Here is a 14,502-nt window from a genome sequence, read left to right as displayed (position 1 = left end):
AGATAAAAAATACATGGTGTATTATGCAAAAGGATTAGGTTGATGGATGATTTTCTGACGCTCATTGTTACGATATTTGTCGTGGTATCTTTGTATTGGCAATATCATACCTATACAAATACTAATTCATTGTTGTATCGAATTAAGCAACTTGAAGAAAAGCTTACCGAACAACAAGCTAAATTACTTAAGTTTTTAAATAAAAATAGCTCTGCAAATGAGAGTGCAGAGATTGATGATAATAAAAATGAAATAGGCGATTTATCGTGTGAAATAAAAAGGGAGCCAAAATCAACTTCATCAAGTTATCAACCTAAAACAAGTACATTCATTAACAAAACAGAAGAAATACAAAATAAGGTTGAAAATAAAGAGCCACCTGTTTATCAACAAGCACAAGTATCAAGAGAAACGACATTTGATAAAGTTTCTCCTAAAGAACAACCCCCGATCGCAGATACTTCTATTAGCAAAGCACTTAATGTGGAAGATCCACACACCAATAAGTCAACCTTCTCTAAGCAGGAACCAAAACCTTACCAACCTAAAATTTCAACGAGCCGTTTTGCCCATCGTTATCAAAACGAGCCAAAAAACACACCAAATGAAATTTCGCCCACTCCACTACCAGAGAACAGTGTGAATGTAGCGAGAGCTAATCAATCTGGCGCTCAAACTGATAATTTAGGTACAACAATAGCTCAAGCCAGACCGGCATCACAATATAGACCCGCTTTAAATCCTCGCCCAAAACGTCAACAGAAATCGATTTTGGGACTTATTTGGAATTGGGTAGTAACAGGAAATCCGTTAGCTAAAATAGGGATGTTATTACTCTTTTTTGGTCTATCTTATTTACTTAAATACAGTATTGAGAATGAGCTTGTCTCAGCATCAACACGTTTAATGATGGCTGGAACAGGATGCTTGGTCTTATTAGGTCTCGGCTGGTGGCTTAGAAAGAAAAATCTGATGTATGCACTGATTTTGCAAGGAGGCGGAATTGGTGGGCTGTATATCACGATTTTTGCAGCGACCAAAATTTATGATTTTATTCCTATTGGCATCGCGTTAGCCATTATGGTGTTTATTTGTATAGTCAGTGTTATTTTAGCTGTTCTTCATCGAGCGATTAGTTTAGCGGTATTAGCTTCATTAGGCGGTTATTTAGCACCTGTTTTATTGTCTACGGGTAGTGGTAATTATATTGCATTGTTTAGCTATTATCTTATTCTTTCCATTGGCATTCTTATTATTAGCCATTGGCAAGTTTGGCGTTTATTAAATCTTATTGGTTTTATTTTTACTTTTGGTATCGGTTTTATATGGGCAATACCGAATTACGCTCATACCGATTATTTACCTTGTCAGATATTTTTAATTGCAAATTGGTTGATTTTTGGTGTTGCAACGGAACTTTCAACATTAAAAAATAAGCTGAGACTCAATATTTCTTTTGATGCCACATTATTATTCGGTACACCATTGATTGGTTTTATCTTCCAACACCGATTAGCATCAGAATGGGAATACGGTGTTGCTATTGCTTCATCTCTTTATGGATTAGCCTATTTTGCGTTAAGTTGGTTTGTCCTTAAACGCTATCGCGAAGAGGGTAAATTACTGGCTATTGCTTTCTTTATGCTATCAGCCACATTTGCTACTTTAGCCGTACCATTTGCTTTCTCTGCTGAATGGACATCTATGGTATGGGCAATTGAAGGCGTTATGATCCTTGCGTTTTCTGTTTTACAGCAACAAAAGAAACCAGCTATTGCTGGGACTATTTTAGTTGCTATTTCCTTTGTTCTACTATTTAACATGCGTGTTATTTCGTTAAGTGATTGGCTAATGTTTATAACACAAATGATTGTTGTATTTGCAGTGGCGATACTGTGGTATCGAGCTAAATTTATTAATATCGATAACCGTACTATTGGATATGTAACTCTATTTATTGCTGCGGTGAGTTGGGGATATTGCGTATTTACTTTACAAGAGTATAGCGAATATTGGTTCTCTCCGAGTGCGAAAGCCATTACTTTTGCTTTTATTCTTATTAGTTGTTGGGGAATGTATTTTATAGGTAAAAAAACACAATTCTCTGAATTAGCGAGTTGCTCTGTTTTATTGTGGCCAATGTCAGCACTGATTATGTTAGTGTACATTTTCCTAGCTGGATCATTAATTAACAATTGGTTCAGTGCCATTGTATGGATAGCAATATTTGCGAGTGGCTTCTATTTACTTAAGGTTAATACATTATTGCCTACACAAAGGTTAAATAAAGCATTAATTCATGTTATGCATCTTGTTTTTATTGGTTTGTTCTTATTCACTGAAATAATTTGGCTAATGGATACTACTTATCTTTATGTCAGCCTACATTTTGCCAGTGTTATTTTTTCCATAAGCTTATATATAGCAATAAGCATCATACTTGTTACAAGAGTTAGTTGGATTAAAGCATATCTAAATACTTATTTAGTAATAACAGTACCTGTTTTAGCCTTACTTGCTCTTTCTTTAATTTTTGCCAATATGAATAATGGTACTGAAAGTGGTGTTAAATTTATACCACTCTTTAATTTGATGGATCTCATGGGAATTGTGGGGATATGGGTTGGCTATAAATTTATTTCAGTAATGAAACAGTCTCCTAAATATCAACAGTTATTACAAAATAATTTTCCATTATACAATTATATTATTCCCGCGGTGATTTTCTGGTGGGCTAATGGAATTTTATTAAGAGGATTAGCCTTTACTACTGATATTGACTGGACAATGTATGAGATCATTAACTCTAAAGTGATCCAAACAGTATTAGCTATTATCTGGGCAATTGTTGCGGTAGTGACGATGATGATGGCAACACGCCAAAAATCACGTTCAAGTTGGTTTATTGGTGGTGGGTTATTAGCAGTTGTCATCGCTAAACTCTTCTTCATTGATACATCATTAAGTAGTGGATTACTTAGAGCATTGGCCTTCATTGGTGTTGCTATACTGATTTTGTTTATCGGTTATTTCTCACCATTACCGCCTAAAAAGCAAAATCAGAAGACAAAAGCGTAGGAATATTTGCGTTTAAAAATACTTATTTGGGGAACTAAATCATGCATATAATCTTAAAAATTTATGCATGATTTAAAAAGAAGAGGAAAGTATCAATGCATCAAGGCCAATGTCTGTGTGGTGGTGTTAAATTGTCAACCACACGAAATATCTCTGAGCTCAGTGTTTGCCATTGCAGTATGTGTTTACGTTGGAATGGTGGCCCTGGATTTTCTATTGATTGTCAGTCAGATTTGAATATCGAAGGTGAAGAAAATATCATACGTTATGATTCATCATTATGGGGTGAGAGGGCATTTTGTAAGCGCTGCGGTTCTCATCTTTTTTATCATCTGAAAGAAGCCAACATTTATTATGTATCAGCAGGATTGTTTTCTGAAACAAAAGAAAGCAAGCTTACTCTACAAATTTATATAGATAATAAACCTCACTATTATAATTTTGTGGAAAAAACGCCGATGCTTACAGAAAAAGATATTATGGATATGTTTAATAAATAATATTGGCGCTATTTATTGATTTTTTGTATTTAAATTTTTGATTATAATAAAGGCTCGTTTATACGGGCCTTTATTTATATCTGAGCAGTTAATGATATTAATTTAATGAAAATAAGATAAGGTTGGTAAAAAACTAGAATGTTAATGAGCAATGCAATATGATAATTAGGTTTTAAATAAACACAGGTTTTTTAATGCTTTAATTAAAAAGGACAGATTATTGATAAACACAATAATAATAAGTCAGGCTGAGTTATTTAGCTTGGGAATAAAAACACTTCTTAGTCAAATCAAAAAAATCAATATTAGAAAAATCATGACTGATGAGACAGAAGCATTCCGCTATTGTCGTCAGTTTTCTGTTAATCTTATTATTATCTACTCATCTCCTTCTGTTTCATTAATTGATTCAATAAAAAGGATTAAACGTTCATTATTATCAATTAAAATTATAGTTATTTCACCTAGTACTGATTCCATTTTATCTATACCACTTCTTCAATTAGGAATTGAAGGCTTTGTGGTCATAGATGCCTCGTGTGAAAATATTCTTCAAGCCATTCGACAAGTATGTATTGGCCAGCGTTATTTAAGTCAAGAGTTTGCTATGGATATTGCACTGGCTAAATTACAAAAAAATTTGAATCCATTACATCATTTATCTGAAAGAGAGCTGCAAGTCATGTCTATGATAATTAGAGGAAAAAAAATCACACAAATTGCAGATGAGTTAAATCTCAATACAAAAACAGTAAATAGTTACCGTTATCGAATGTTTAGTAAACTTAAAATCTCAGGTGATGTAGAATTAACTCATATAGCAATACGTTATGGGTTAATTGAGATAGAGAGTCATTTACAAAGTGGAAGACAAATTTGACGCCAAAGCATTCTTAAGTCGAGTCACTGATAAACCAGGTGTTTATCGAATGTATGATGCAACAGATACTGTAATTTATGTCGGTAAAGCCAAAGATCTGAAAAAGAGGCTTTCGAGTTATTTTCGTGCGCAAGTAAATAGCCGTAAAACCGAGGCATTGGTTAAGTGTATTGCAAATATTGATGTGACTATTACACATACAGAAACAGAAGCATTGTTGCTAGAGCATAGTTACATTCAGCGCTATCAACCTCGTTATAATGTGTTATTACGAGATGATAAATCTTACCCTTATATTTATTTAAGTGGGGATAAACACCCAAGACTAGCTAGCTACCGTGGTGCAAAGCATGCAAAAGGGGAATATTTTGGGCCTTTTCCTAACTCTTTTGCAGTAAGAGAAACCTTAGCATTGATGCAAAAACTATTTCCTATTCGTCAATGTGAAGACAGTGTGTATCGCAATCGTTCAAGGCCTTGTTTACAGTATCAAATTGGCCGCTGTCTTGCACCTTGTGTGAAAGGTTATGTTTCAGATGAAGAATATGCTCAACAAGTTAATTATGTACGGCTTTTCCTTTCTGGCGATGATACACAAGTGATTGAAGGGCTTGTGACTCGTATGGAAGAAGCAAGCCAAGATTTACGCTTTGAAGAAGCGGCACGTATTCGTGATCAAATTCAAGCCGTAAGACAAGTAACGGAAAAACAATTTGTTGCCAATATTGGTGATGATCTTGATGTGATTAGTGTTGCTTTTAATGGCGCAATTGCCTGTGTGTATGTTCTCTTTTTCCGACAAGGTAAAGTATTGGGAAGCCGAAGTTATTTTCCTAAAATTCCAGCAAATACTTCACTTGATGAGGTAGTTCAAACTTTTATTGGTCAATTTTATTTGCAAGGAAGTGCTATTAGAACCTTGCCGACTGAAATTCTGCTCGATTTTAATTTGGAAGATAAAGCGATCCTTTCTGAATCAATCTCATCTATTGCAGGGCGAAAAATTCAAATTCAAACTAAACCTCGTGGTGATAGAGCGCGTTATTTGAAATTAGCTAGAACGAATGCAGCAACAGCATTAGCTTCAAAACAAGTCGAACAATCGACAATTTCACAACGCTATGCCTCATTGATGTCTTTTCTTGATATGAAAGAGATAAAACGAATGGAATGTTTTGATATTAGTCACACTATGGGAGAACAAACTGTGGCTTCATGTGTAGTATTTGACATGAATGGCCCATTAAAATCGGAATATAGGCGTTATAATATTAATGGTATTACTCCTGGTGATGATTATGCGGCGATGAATCAAGTACTCACTCGACGTTATGGTAAATCATTAGAAGAAAATAAAGTTCCTGATATTATCTTTATTGATGGTGGTAAAGGGCAATTAGCACAAGCAATAGAGGTATTTGATTCTCTGGATGTTGATTGGGATAAGTCACACCCTAAATTAATTGGTGTTGCAAAAGGGAGTGATCGTAAAGCAGGGCTTGAAACCTTGTTTTTTGTCCCTGAAGGTGAAGGAATGGCATTACCTTCTGATTCACCCGCGTTGCATTTGATCCAACATATACGTGATGAGTCGCATCGTCATGCAATAACTGGGCATCGTCAACGTAGAGCGAAAGTGAAAAATACTAGCTCATTAGAGTCTATTGAAGGTGTGGGACCTAAACGTCGTCAAATGCTATTGAAATATATGGGAGGGCTACAAGCTTTACGAGATGCAAGTGTAGAAGAAATTGCGAAAGTCCCCACAATTTCGACAGCATTAGCAGAAAAAATATTTAATGCGTTGAAACACTAAGTGTATTGATGCACCATATTAATAACTCTCACTTTTCTAGGTCGTGTAGAACGCTATGCAACTAAATATCCCAACTTGGCTAACTCTATTTCGTGTCGCTTTAATCCCATTCTTTGTTTTGGTGTTCTATTTACCATTCAAAGATGCGCCATTAGTATGTGCTATTATTTTTATGGTAGCCGCTGCAACTGATTGGTTTGATGGCTTTTTAGCACGTAGATTGAAACAAACTACTCGCTTTGGGGCTTTTCTTGACCCAGTGGCAGATAAAGTAATGGTTGCAACTGCACTTGTTTTAATTACAGAGTATTATCATGAGTGGTGGATAACTTTACCAGCAGCAACCATGATCGCTCGTGAGATAATTATCTCTTCATTAAGAGAGTGGATGGCAGAATTAGGGAAACGCAACAGTGTTGCTGTTTCTTGGATTGGAAAAGTGAAGACAACCGCACAAATGGGATCGTTAGTTGTGTTATTATGGCGCCCTACGGTTGAAGCAGAATGGTTTGGATTTGCATTATTGTATGTCGCAACCGTGTTGACTTTCTGGTCAATGTTTCAATATTTGAGTGCTGCATGGTCAGATTTGCGTGAAGCTTGATCGAAATGACTGAAAATTCACCGAACAGTCAAAAAGATGCAAATATAGTGTTGACTAGATTCAGGAAATCAGTAGAATGCAACGCATCGAAAGGCACAACGGTTTACAGAAATAAATAAGTAAATCAGCAAGTTCGGTAAAGCGGGAATAGCTCAGTTGGTAGAGCACAACCTTGCCAAGGTTGGGGTCGCGAGTTCGAGTCTCGTTTCCCGCTCCAATCTCTCATGAGATTGAGCAGTTGAGGCGCGTTGGCAGAGTGGTCATGCAGCGGATTGCAAATCCGTGTACCTCGGTTCGATTCCGGGACGCGCCTCCATTAATGCCCAGGTGGTGAAATCGGTAGACACAAGGGATTTAAAATCCCTCGGCTGTAAGGCTGTGCGGGTTCAAGTCCCGCCCTGGGCACCATCTCTTTTAGATAAAGAGTTTGGTGCAAAAGAAAAGTCCATTAATGAATGGCATTGTGTAATAGTTAAGTCGTCCATACCAGTATTTATCTTAGTAATAAGAATTTACGGGCGCACCACAGAATTTAGCCCAGGTGGTGAAATCGGTAGACACAAGGGATTTAAAATCCCTCGGCTGTAAGGCTGTGCGGGTTCAAGTCCCGCCCTGGGCACCATATAAAATGCGGACCTTAATTTAGGTCCGTTTTTTCTTCCACTACACATTTAGTGAAAGAAAAATATTAGTTAGTTGTTTTAGATGTAAATGTTTTAAATTTATTTGTTACCTTGTTTTATTAACAATATTATTTGTAACGAGTAAATACAATTTAGCCCAGGTGGTGAAATCGGTAGACACAAGGGATTTAAAATCCCTCGGCTGTAAGGCTGTGCGGGTTCAAGTCCCGCCCTGGGCACCATATAAAAAACGGACCTCGATGAGGTCCGTTTTTTTTTGCTTATTTAAATCGTATTAAAAACAGTTTTCTAAGATAGCAAGTACATCTTTAGTTGTTAACTTTTTATAACCTTTGCCAATAATTGTTGTGGATTGAGCAATTATAGGTAGCATCTCTTTTGTTGCACCTAGTGCTTCTAATGAAGTTACAATACCGCACTCTTTTGTGAAGCGTTCAAGTGCATCAATACCTTCAAGTGCAATTTGATCTTGAGTTTTACCTTCAGCAGAAATCCCCCACACTTGGGTGGCAAAGCGTACAAATTTTTCAATGCCGAATTTATAGATAAAACGATAATAAGGTAGAGAAATTGCAGCAAGCCCCATTCCATGGGCGCAATCGGTATAAGCCCCCAATTGATGTTCAATCATATGAACTTGCCAATCTTGTGTTTTTGAAAGCCCTGTCAAAGTGTTTAATGCCAGAGTTGCATTCCACATTAGGTTACTTCTTGCTTCATAATCAGTTGGATTTTTAAGTGCGATACGCAAATTATCAATAGAAGATTTTAATAAACCTTCAATTAAATAATCGGTTGTATTTGCGCCTTGATCTGAAAAATATTGTTCCATCAGATGGGACATCGTGTCGTATACACCACTCACCATTTGGTATTGAGAAACCGTAAAGGTATATTCTGGATCTAAAATTGAAAACTTAGGAAATACATTGGCAGGAAAAACACGGCCAATTTTATATTTTGTTTCTTCATGCGTAATGACTGAACCGCCATTCATTTCAGAGCCTGTTCCTACCATAGTAAGAATTGATGCAACAGGAACAGTTTTATTTTCAATTTCTTGATATTCAACCCAATACTTTTGGAAAGGATCTTCATTTTCACAATAGGCAGAAACAGAGATACCTTTAGCACAATCAATAACGGAACCTCCACCCACAGCTAAAATTAAGCTGACATTATGTTCACGTACTAATTGAGCACCTTCCATCATTTTCGCATAGGTTGGATTGGGCATAACACCAGATAACTCAACTACTTTTTTTCCTGCATGTTTAAGTATTGCCATGACTTCGTCATAAAGGCCATTAGATTTGATAGCATTACGGCCATACATCAGCATGATGGTTTCGCCATAATGTGATAACTCATCATTTAATTTAGCAAGAGAGTTCTTACCAAAATGAATGGTTGTCGGATTGTAGTAAGTGAAATCGAGTTGCATTTTGATATCCTATTGCAATATTAAGTTGATAGCTATCTCATTGAAGTATAGTCTATTTTTCAACTTCAAGAGATATAGCTTCTTTTCTGTTGATATAAATGCTATCGCTTTCGCATTTAGATATGAATGTCCGATCTTCTTAGTCTCTTGCCTAATTTTCCAAAAAACTAAAAAAGTAATAATAAATAAAATAAATCGATTGAGATTATGAAAAGTGATTATATTCAAACATTATTAGATTCTTTGAGCATTTTAATATCAGTTGCAGGAGGTGCTCCAAATAACCGACTATATTCACGACTGAATTGAGACGGGCTTTCATAGCCGACACGAAATGTTGTTGTTATTGCACCTAAGTTTTCAGTCAACATTAATCGTCGAGCTTCGTTAAGGCGAAGTTTTTTTTGAAATTGAAGTGGTGTCATTGATGTCATTGTCCGAAAATGAGTATAAAAAGCAGATTTACTCATTCCTGTGTATGACGCTAATTCATTAATATTTAGTGGTTTTATAAAGTTATTTTTTAACCAATCAACGGCTTTTGATATTTGATGGCTATGACTACCTGCTGTAACGATTTGATTTAATCGCTCACCTTGCTCTGTGATCAGTAAACGATAAAAAATCTCACGTTTTATACCTGGAGCAAGAATTTTAATACTATCAGGGGTATTCAGAAGATCGAGCAAGCGAATAAATGCATTTAATAGGGGTTCTGATAATTCACCAATCGCAATTCCTTTTTGAGCGCTTGAATTTAAATTAAATATTAATTCACTATCAACAATCAGTTGAGATATTTCTTGTAGATCTAATTCCATTACAAGCCCTAAAAAAGGTTTATCCTCACTGGCTTTCATAATATTTGCCATTACAGAAAGCTCGATGGAAGAAATTAAAAAATGGTTGGCATCATAAATAAAACTTTCTTCTCCTAAAATCACTCTTTTTTCACCTTGAGCAATTAAGCATATACCTGATTTATGTGTATGACTGGTAATAGAGGTAGGGGAAGTCCAGTGCGTTAATGCTAATCCTGGAATTTGGGTATCAAAATAATGCGTATTGTGAGTCCACTTTGCAATTTGCATGGCAAGTTTTTGGGTTAATAACGCCATGTTTTCTCTATTATTCATGTAGACTCCATACAGGGTAACGCCAAGAATATACTCTAATAATAAAATTATAATGTATGAGATGAATATTAGACAATTATTTGATTTAGCTTGAATAGGAAGTTTGGCAGGAAATGTTAAAAATAAAATGGACTATGATCCGAAAGACCATAGCCCATATAAGTCTATTATTTATTAGTTTTATTTTTTTCTAACCATTTTTGCATTTGTTCAATTTCAGGGCCTTGAGCATCAATAATGGCTTGAGCTAGCTTGCGCATCTCAGGATCTGTACCATATTTTAATTCAATTTTAGCCATATCAATGGCACCTAAATGGTGGGCAATCATGCCATCAGCAAAAGCAACATCTGCATTATCAGTGTTCATTCCTTTTGCCATCTCAGCATGCATTTTATTCATAGATTCATTGAGCTCTTTTTGCATTGGAGAGTTATTATGCGATGCATCCATATTCATATGTGTATTGTTTGCCATTGCACCAAAAGAAATAGCACTCATTAAAATAATAGTGGCAGGTAAAATCTTTTTCATAACAGTTTCCTTTACTTTATCGTGAAATTGTTATCACTTTAAAGATTCCCCTTAGGGGAAGGTCAATGTTGTTATCCAAAGTTTAATATTCTTTACTTTTAATGACGCAATTACAGAGTAATTTGTTTAACTCCTTCTATTTCAATAAATTTCATCTTACAGTTAAAAATTTATTTATTGTGTGCTTTAAGATTTTCTTTATAAAGAAAGAGAAAAGTAATGATAACTATTCCCAACAAATGTTTTTTATTATAAAGTTGCATTATTGATGCAACTTTATGGGTGGCAATATGGAAACTCAAACAACAACACAATCTATATCTCAAGAGCAGTCAAAAGCAGGCCATACTTTTTTAGCTAGTTTAGGAAAAACACGCTTAAGACCGGGAGGGGTGGAGGCTTCTGATTGGTTAATTAATAACGGGCATTTTACATCCTCAAGCTATGTTTTAGAGATTGCATGTAATATGGCGACAACGTCAATTGAAATAGCGCAAAAATATGGTTGTCATATTATTGCTATAGACATGGATGAAAAAGCATTAGCTAATGCACAACGTAATGTTGAAAATGCGAAGTTATCACATTTGATTCAGCTAACGAAAGCCAATGCCTTATCTCTGCCTTTTCCCGACAATAGCTTTGATGTTGTTTTAAATGAAGCGATGTTGACAATGTATGCGGATAAAGCCAAAGCTAAATTAGTAAAAGAATATTATCGTGTTTTAAAACCCGGTGGTTTATTATTAACACATGATATTATGAAAAAAAATAATGACGTAGATAAAGATAATTTAATCGGGGTAGTGAAATCGAACGTGGCTCCTATGTTTAAACAAGAGTGGCATGACTTGTTTATTAATATTGGGTTTTCAGAAGTAAAAATAAAATCAGGCAATATGAGTTTAATGTCACCTACAGGTTTGATCCGTGATGAAGGTTTACTTAGAACAGCAAAAATAATTAAAAATGGATTAAAAAACAAACAGAATAGAGAAAGGTTTTTATCCATGTTTCGTTTTTTTAGAGAAAATCGGCATCATTTAAATTATATTGCGTGTTGTTCTAAAAAATGATTTTTATCAAGATAAATTTATATATTGATTATAAGCACCTACAATTAGGTGCTTATTTTTTATAAAAATAATAGTAATTAGAACTGTATATCTCGGTAATAAAATGTAAAAAATAAAAAGAATCGTAATCCAGATTGAACCTGATTTATTTAAACTATATATATTAAAAACAGAGATAACTAATATGTGGAGTTAAAGATGAAACAGATACTTATTATTGCAGGAGGACTTTTATCACTGACAATCATGTTGGCTATTTTTATTGCTATTTTAATGGTGTCTGTATTTAAAGAAACAACGGCTGAAATTTGGAATGAAGGTCGTGAAGTCATTGAAAATTCATCATCAAAAATGAGCGAAACTATTTCTACTGTAGAAGCAAAACGCGATACGCTTATGGCTATCTATAAATCAAAAGAGAATAATGGTAGTTGTCAGCAATTAGCTCAAAAGTTAAATGAGGTTGATAGCGCGCTTTCTAATGGGCGTTTAATTTTGCCTCGATCGGCTGTTGAACAAATTGCTACTATTAAAAATGCTTTTGATGAATCAACTTCGCCCACAAGAAACATAGCTTGCGAGCAAGCAATTCAAGTTATTGATAATTTAAGCCAGTAATTGATATATCCTTCCTGTTTTTATTCATTTTTTATCTCAATATAAGAATTTTTTTAATAAATAAATTAATATTTCTTATCTTAATTCAATGAATAGCCTACTTATTTTTACTCGGATTTGTTTATTTTTATTATTTTAATCAGATTGCGAATGAGATATTTATATCTACAATTTAACATGCTGAGAATATGTTAACGTTAAAAAGAAGTTGTACTAGGGATTTAAAGTCATAAGATGAATATGCTAAAATTGATAGCTGATTCGCTTTAGCTATGAAATTTAGTTATAATTTGGTTTGTTTTTTGTTTTTAAAAAACGCATTTTTTGTATTTATGCCATTTTATTATTACCAATAAATTTAAGCTCTTTAGAGTAAGTAGGCAAAGCGAGTTATATGAAGGCTTATATTATAAAACAATAATATATACATCAATATTATTTAAGAAAGCATCGATTAATTATGAATATCGCAACACCAAACATAAATGAAGTAAGCCGCCAAACAGCCTGGATCAGGGTAATAATATTGTCGTTTGCAGCTTTCGTTTTTAACACAACAGAATTTGTTCCGGTTGCTCTGTTAAGTGATATTTCTGAAAGCTTTGGAATGATCCCAGCTCAAACAGGTTTAATGATCACCATATATGCTTGGGTGGTTGCTTTAATGTCATTACCATTAATGATAATGACAAGTAAAGTTGAACGCCGTAAGTTACTTATTATCTTATTTATTCTTTTTATTTTAAGTCATATTTTGTCTGGTATTGCATGGGATTTTAAATCGTTGATTGCAGGGCGTATAGGCGTTGCTTTTTCTCATGCAGTTTTTTGGTCTATTACTGCCTCATTGGCAATTAGAGTAGCGCCCCCTGGTAAACGAGCACAGGCATTAGGCTTATTAGCAACAGGAACAGCATTAGCTACGGTTCTTGGTTTACCCATTGGGCGTGTTGTTGGACAATGGTTAGGATGGCGTGCAACATTTATGGGAATTGGTGTTTTAGCTTTAATTACCATGTTTGCGTTAATGCGTTATTTGCCTTTATTACCCAGTGAGCATTCAGGATCATTAAAAAGTGTACCTGTATTATTAAAACGTGGGCCATTAATGGGGATTTTCTTGTTAACAGTTATTGCTGTTACCGCACATTTTACGGCTTATAGTTATATCGAGCCTTTTGTTATTGATATTGCAAAATTAGATCAAAACTTTGCTACGTTAGTTTTACTTATTTTTGGTGGTGCTGGCATTATTGGTAGTGTGCTATTTAGTCGTTACAGCGCCAAAATGCCAACATCTTTTTTATTCTTTGCACTCATTTTACTTACTGCTTGCCTAAGTTTATTAATGATAAGCAGCCAAAATTTAACGACATTTATTGTGTTGATTATATTTTGGGGGATTGGCTTTATGTGTATCGGCCTAGGTATGCAAGTTAAAGTGATTGATTTAGCTCCAGATGCAACAGATATTGCGATGTCTATTTACTCCGGTATTTTTAATATTGGTATTGGTGCTGGGGCTTTGATTGGTAATCAAGTTATCTTACATGCGGGTATGCCAAACATGGGTTATGCAGGCATGATATTAAGCATTATTGCTGTTATTTTGTGTGGCTTTATTTTTAGCCGTTATCGCGTTTCTATGGGGGGAAAACCTCGTAAAAAGAATCAGCTTCACAAACACTAAATAAGTATTTTTATTTTAAAAGGCGTCTATTCAATATGAAAGATGCCTTTTTTATTTGTTGTAGATGAATATCCTCAATATGGCTTGTGATAGAATTCACAAAATTGACTTTGTATAAGATTAAGGCGAAAAAATGAATGGATTAACTTACCTAATGTTGGCGATTATATCGGAAGTAATTGCGACAACAATGTTAAAAGCTTCTGAAGGCTTTAGTCGACTATATCCATCAATTGTTGTTGTCATTGGCTATTGTTTTTCTTTTTGGGCACTTTCTCAAGTGGTAAGGGTAATGCCATTGGGTATTGCTTATGCAATATGGAGTGGTTTAGGGATAGTGTTAGTTTCTGTTGCGGCAGTTTTTATTTATCAACAAAAACTTGATTTACCAGCCATTATTGGTATGGGATTGATTATTGCTGGTGTTTTAGTCATAAACTTACTTTCAAAAAGTGCTTCACACTAATAGTGAATAACAGCCGA

12 protein-coding genes and 5 tRNA genes are annotated in these 14,502 nt (G+C 34.7%); 14 read left to right on the top strand and 3 right to left on the bottom strand.

The genetic code is table 11. The features are described from left to right. Positions 1-42 precede the first annotated feature (42 nt). From GTH24_RS10975 to GTH24_RS10930, 10 genes are all read left to right on the top strand, one after another. Positions 43-3,078, top strand: coding sequence for a DUF2339 domain-containing protein (locus tag GTH24_RS10975; protein WP_164526405.1), 3,036 nt, complete (start codon positions 43-45; stop codon positions 3,076-3,078). A 95-nt stretch (positions 3,079-3,173) separates the two neighbouring features. Continuing rightward, positions 3,174-3,578: a GFA family protein gene (locus GTH24_RS10970; RefSeq protein ID WP_072068334.1), complete on the top strand. Its 405-nt coding sequence runs from the start codon at positions 3,174-3,176 to the stop codon at positions 3,576-3,578. 220 nt (positions 3,579-3,798) lie between these two features. Beyond that, complete coding sequence (locus GTH24_RS10965) at positions 3,799-4,458, top strand: LuxR C-terminal-related transcriptional regulator (RefSeq protein ID WP_115349896.1); 660 nt, start codon at positions 3,799-3,801, stop codon at positions 4,456-4,458. Then, complete coding sequence (gene uvrC, locus GTH24_RS10960; protein ID WP_072068333.1) at positions 4,442-6,274, top strand: excinuclease ABC subunit UvrC; 1,833 nt, start codon at positions 4,442-4,444, stop codon at positions 6,272-6,274. Before GTH24_RS10965 ends, uvrC begins: the two co-directional genes overlap by 17 nt. Before the next feature lie 55 nt (positions 6,275-6,329). Next, positions 6,330-6,878, top strand: coding sequence for a CDP-diacylglycerol--glycerol-3-phosphate 3-phosphatidyltransferase (gene pgsA / locus GTH24_RS10955; RefSeq protein WP_072068332.1), 549 nt, complete (start codon positions 6,330-6,332; stop codon positions 6,876-6,878). Positions 6,879-7,019: 141 nt separating this feature from the next. Beyond that, positions 7,020-7,095, top strand: a tRNA-Gly gene (locus GTH24_RS10950). A gap of 25 nt (positions 7,096-7,120) precedes the next feature. Then, a tRNA-Cys gene (locus GTH24_RS10945) sits at positions 7,121-7,194 on the top strand. A 5-nt stretch (positions 7,195-7,199) separates the two neighbouring features. After that, positions 7,200-7,286 (top strand) — tRNA-Leu (locus GTH24_RS10940). A 127-nt stretch (positions 7,287-7,413) separates the two neighbouring features. Then, positions 7,414-7,500: transfer RNA gene (locus GTH24_RS10935), tRNA-Leu, on the top strand. Between the two features lie 156 nt (positions 7,501-7,656). Beyond that, positions 7,657-7,743 (top strand) — tRNA-Leu (locus tag GTH24_RS10930). A gap of 53 nt (positions 7,744-7,796) precedes the next feature. On the opposite strand, the gene GTH24_RS10925 is transcribed toward GTH24_RS10930, so the two are convergent. The 3 genes from GTH24_RS10925 to copM all read right to left on the bottom strand — a co-directional run bounded on the left by GTH24_RS10925 (position 7,797) and on the right by copM (position 10,635). After that, complete coding sequence (locus GTH24_RS10925; RefSeq protein WP_072068331.1) at positions 7,797-8,966, bottom strand: iron-containing alcohol dehydrogenase; 1,170 nt, start codon at positions 8,964-8,966, stop codon at positions 7,797-7,799. A gap of 224 nt (positions 8,967-9,190) precedes the next feature. Beyond that, entirely contained in the window at positions 9,191-10,102 is a 912-nt protein-coding gene (locus tag GTH24_RS10920) for an AraC family transcriptional regulator (RefSeq protein ID WP_164526404.1), read from the bottom strand. 167 nt (positions 10,103-10,269) lie between these two features. Further along, positions 10,270-10,635 (bottom strand): CopM family metallochaperone, encoded by a 366-nt coding sequence (gene copM / locus GTH24_RS10915; RefSeq protein WP_164526403.1) that lies wholly within the window; start codon positions 10,633-10,635, stop codon positions 10,270-10,272. 290 nt (positions 10,636-10,925) lie between these two features. On the opposite strand from copM, the gene GTH24_RS10910 reads away from it, so the two are divergent. From GTH24_RS10910 to GTH24_RS10895, 4 genes are all read left to right on the top strand, one after another. Continuing rightward, on the top strand, positions 10,926-11,711 hold the full coding sequence (locus tag GTH24_RS10910) for a class I SAM-dependent methyltransferase (protein ID WP_072068328.1): 786 nt from the start codon (positions 10,926-10,928) through the stop codon (positions 11,709-11,711). Between the two features lie 198 nt (positions 11,712-11,909). Then, positions 11,910-12,329 carry a hypothetical protein gene (locus GTH24_RS10905; protein WP_072068327.1) on the top strand — a complete coding sequence of 140 codons (420 nt, stop codon included), beginning with the start codon at positions 11,910-11,912 and terminating at the stop codon, positions 12,327-12,329. A gap of 460 nt (positions 12,330-12,789) precedes the next feature. Next, on the top strand, positions 12,790-14,019 hold the full coding sequence (locus GTH24_RS10900; protein WP_072068326.1) for a sugar transporter: 1,230 nt from the start codon (positions 12,790-12,792) through the stop codon (positions 14,017-14,019). A 133-nt stretch (positions 14,020-14,152) separates the two neighbouring features. Beyond that, positions 14,153-14,485 carry an SMR family transporter gene (locus GTH24_RS10895; RefSeq protein WP_072068325.1) on the top strand — a complete coding sequence of 111 codons (333 nt, stop codon included), beginning with the start codon at positions 14,153-14,155 and terminating at the stop codon, positions 14,483-14,485. Positions 14,486-14,502 lie beyond the last annotated feature (17 nt).

This window comes from Proteus vulgaris (assembly GCF_011045815.1).
Lineage (GTDB): Bacteria > Pseudomonadota > Gammaproteobacteria > Enterobacterales > Enterobacteriaceae > Proteus > Proteus vulgaris_B.
This window is presented reverse-complemented; position numbering and strand designations above follow the sequence as displayed.

Excerpts from the sequence above, each read along its gene's own strand:
- GTH24_RS10895 (WP_072068325.1), top strand. The coding sequence starts at position 14,153 with ATGAATGGATTAACTTACCTAATGTTGGCGATTATATCGGAAGTAATT.
- GTH24_RS10925 (WP_072068331.1), bottom strand. The coding sequence starts at position 8,966 with ATGCAACTCGATTTCACTTACTACAATCCGACAACCATTCATTTTGGT.
- GTH24_RS10920 (WP_164526404.1), bottom strand. The coding sequence starts at position 10,102 with ATGAATAATAGAGAAAACATGGCGTTATTAACCCAAAAACTTGCCATG.
- GTH24_RS10975 (WP_164526405.1), top strand. The coding sequence starts at position 43 with ATGGATGATTTTCTGACGCTCATTGTTACGATATTTGTCGTGGTATCT.
- GTH24_RS10900 (WP_072068326.1), top strand. The coding sequence starts at position 12,790 with ATGAATATCGCAACACCAAACATAAATGAAGTAAGCCGCCAAACAGCC.
- pgsA (WP_072068332.1), top strand. The coding sequence starts at position 6,330 with ATGCAACTAAATATCCCAACTTGGCTAACTCTATTTCGTGTCGCTTTA.
- copM (WP_164526403.1), bottom strand. The coding sequence starts at position 10,635 with ATGAAAAAGATTTTACCTGCCACTATTATTTTAATGAGTGCTATTTCT.
- GTH24_RS10910 (WP_072068328.1), top strand. The coding sequence starts at position 10,926 with ATGGAAACTCAAACAACAACACAATCTATATCTCAAGAGCAGTCAAAA.
- GTH24_RS10905 (WP_072068327.1), top strand. The coding sequence starts at position 11,910 with ATGAAACAGATACTTATTATTGCAGGAGGACTTTTATCACTGACAATC.
- GTH24_RS10970 (WP_072068334.1), top strand. The coding sequence starts at position 3,174 with ATGCATCAAGGCCAATGTCTGTGTGGTGGTGTTAAATTGTCAACCACA.